Origin of the sequence: Candidatus Spyradosoma sp. SGI.093, assembly GCF_050314555.1 — a bacterium.
Lineage (GTDB): Bacteria > Verrucomicrobiota > Verrucomicrobiia > Opitutales > UBA953 > Spyradosoma.
In genome coordinates this window covers 2,501-5,704 of the sequence record NZ_JBNPNH010000014.1, presented here as the reverse complement: position 1 = coordinate 5,704, position 3,204 = coordinate 2,501, and the positions used below count along the sequence as shown (strand labels likewise).

General features: G+C 51.4%; 2 rRNA genes. Both read right to left on the bottom strand.

From position 1 onward, the window contains the following. Positions 1-53: 53 nt before the first annotated feature. Positions 54-170, bottom strand: a 5S ribosomal RNA gene (rrf, locus tag ACQREB_RS08755). A gap of 161 nt (positions 171-331) precedes the next feature. Next, positions 332-3,128: ribosomal RNA gene (locus tag ACQREB_RS08750) — 23S ribosomal RNA — on the bottom strand. Positions 3,129-3,204: the final 76 nt, after the last annotated feature.

Here is a 3,204-nt window from a genome sequence, read left to right as displayed (position 1 = left end):
TTTTAGAACGAAAGAAGCCCTCGTTCCTTTTTGAGGGACGAGGGCTTCGTGAGGACTGGCGACGACCTACTCTCGCACAGCAGCGGGGCTGCACTACCATCGGCGGCTGAGGGCTTAACGAGCGTGTTCGGGATGGGAACGTGTGTTTCACCTCGCCTGTGATCACCAGAGGGGAGCCTCGCGCCGTCGTGAATGAAGGGTGATCACGTTTTTGCCAGTTTGAATGACGGCGGTCATGGGTCAAAGGTCATACGCAAGCGGATTCCGAAGGCTTTTTTGGGAAGGGCTTTCGGACCGATCGTGCCTATGTGGAAAGAACAGCAGATTTATCAATAACAAACCTGACGGATAATTAGTACCGCTAAGCTGAACGCATTACTGCGCTTGCACATGCGGCCTATCGACCGGGTGGTCTACCCGGATCCTCAGAGAGAGCTTATCTTGGGAGGAGCTTGGCGCTTAGATGCTTTCAGCGCTTATCTCTTCCGCACTTAGCTACCCGGCGCTGCCGTTGACACGACAACCGGAACACCAGAGGTGCGTCATTCACGGTCCTCTCGTACTAATGAATGAACCCCTCAACTCTCCTACGCCCACAGCGGATAGAGGACCAAACTGTCTCACGACGTTTTGAACCCAGCTCGCGTACCACTTTAATCGGCGAACAGCCGAACCCTTGGGACCTTCTGCAGCCCCAGGATGTGATGAGCCGACATCGAGGTGCCAAACTCCACCGTCGCTAAGAACGCTTGGGTGGAATCAGCCTGTTATCCCTAAGGTACCTTTTGTCCTTTAAGCGATGAGCATCCCACGATGCGTCACCGGATCACTTGGGCCTACTTTCGTATCTGCTCGACTTGTAGGTCTCACAGTTAAGCCACCTTCTATCCATACACTCGACTGCCGATTACCGACCGGCATGAGGTGACCTTCGCGATCCTCCGTTACTCTTTGGGAGGAGACCGCCCCAGTCAAACTAACCCCCTATCACTGTCCCGACTCCGGCTCACGGAATGTCGGTTAGACGCCTAAATAGCAAATACCGGTATTTCACATTGCGACTCGCCGCTACCCTGGAGTAGCGGTTCAAAGTCTCCCGGCTATTCTACGAATTGAAATTCAAGCGCCAATAACAGGTTATAGTAAAGGTCTATAGGGTCTTTCCGTCCTGCTGCGGGAACGCGGCATCTTCACCGCGACTACAATTTCACTGAGCATCTTCTCGAGACAATGTCCAACTCGTTTCGTGATTCGTGCAGGTCAGAACTTACCTGACAAGGAATTTCGCTACCTTAGGACCGTTATAGTTACGGCCGACATTCACGGGGGCTTAGACCAGAAGCTCGCACCTCCAGCTTTCACCTTTCCGCATTGGTCACACGTCACTCCCTATACGTCGTCTTACGACTTGGCAGAGAGCTGTGTTTTTGCTAAACAGTCGGTTGGACCTCTTCACTGCGACCTGCCGAAGCAGGCACCCCTTATACCGAAGATACAGGGCCAATTTGTCGAGTTCCTTAAGAAGATTTAACTCACGCGCCTTAGAATACTCATCCCGGATACCTGTGTCGGTTTGCGGTACGGGCTTAACTTGGAGGCTTTTCTCGGAAGTGCTTCCTCACACGCGCTCGCGGCCATAGCCTTGAGCTGCCAAGTCACTAAGGTCTGTGTGATTCCACCCTTCGTCCTCTCCAATCGGGGCCGGAATATTAACCGGCTGTGCATCGACTACTCCTTACGGCCTCGCCTTAGCTCCCGCCTAACCCAGGGCAGACGAACTTTACCCTGGAAACCTTATCCTTACGGCGATACGGATTTTAACCGTATTTAACGTTACTCATGTCTGGATAATCACTTCTGACCGCTCCACCAAGACTCGCCGTCTTGACTTCACCGCTGTCAGAACGCTCTTCTACCGATCCTTTCGGATCCCGCGACTTCGGCTCAATGCTTGAGTCCCGATCATCTTAGGCGCAATTTCACTCGATAGGTCAGCTGTTACGCACTGTTTAAATGGTGGCTGCCTCTAAGCCAACATCCCTATTGTCTGTGTAAAATCACATCCTTGAATCCACTTAGCATTGTATTTGGGGCCTTAATCGGCGGTCTGGACTGTTTTCCTCTCGACTATGAAGCTTAGCCCCCACAGTCTGACTGCCCGGCTTCACCCCGCAGTATTCGGAGTTTGATAAGGGTTGGTAGACGGGTGTGTCCCCTAGCCTTTTCAGTGCTCTACCCCCACGGGTCAGCGCCGGACGCTATACCTAAATATATTTCGAAGAGAACCAGCTATTACGGGGTTTGATTAGCCTTTCACTCCTACCCTCAACTCATCCGGAGACTTCTAAAGGTCTATCGGTTCGGTCCTCCACTGAATTTTACTTCAGTTTCAACCTGGTCAAGGGTAGATCACCTCCGCTTCGGGTATTACGCATGAAACTGAACGCCCTGTTCAGACTCGCTTTCGCTGCGCCTCCGGCCCGTAAAGCCTTAAGCTCGCTGCATACGTAAACTCCCAGACTCATTATACAAAAGGTACGCCGTCACTCCATAAAGGAGCTCCGACCGCTTGTAAGCATCAAGTTTCAGGTTCTGTTTCACTCCCCTAACAGGGGTTCTTTTCACCTTTCCCTCGCGGTACTATTCTCTATCGGTAAACAACTTGTATTTAGCCTTATGCCGTGGTCGGCATAGCTTCACACCGGGTTTCACGTGTCCGGTGCTACTCAGGATACTCATAGAGTCGTTCGGGTTTTCGGATACCGGGCTCTCACCGTCTTTGGCGTGTCTCTCAAACACTTCTCCTAACCGTCGCGATCTCACGACTGAGTCCTACAACCCCAAAACGATAAATCGTTTCGGTTTGGGCTCCTCCGCTTTCGCTCGCCACTACTTACGGAATCGATTCTCTTTCTTTTCCTCCGCTTACTGAGATGTTTCACTTCAGCGGGTTCGCTCTTTTGCGCCTATAGATTCAGCGCAAAGTGACCTAAAGGTCGGGTTTCCCCATTCGGAAATCCCCGGGTCAAACGCCTATTTGCGGCTAACCGAGGCTTATCGCAGCTTATCACGTCCTTCATCGCCAGTTGTTTCCAAGGCATTCACTTAATGCTTGTAACTGTTTGTTATTGATAAATCGCCTTTAAATATCTGTATTCTTTGGCACAATCGAAAACTTACTTTCGTTTGTTTCCCACTATGCGT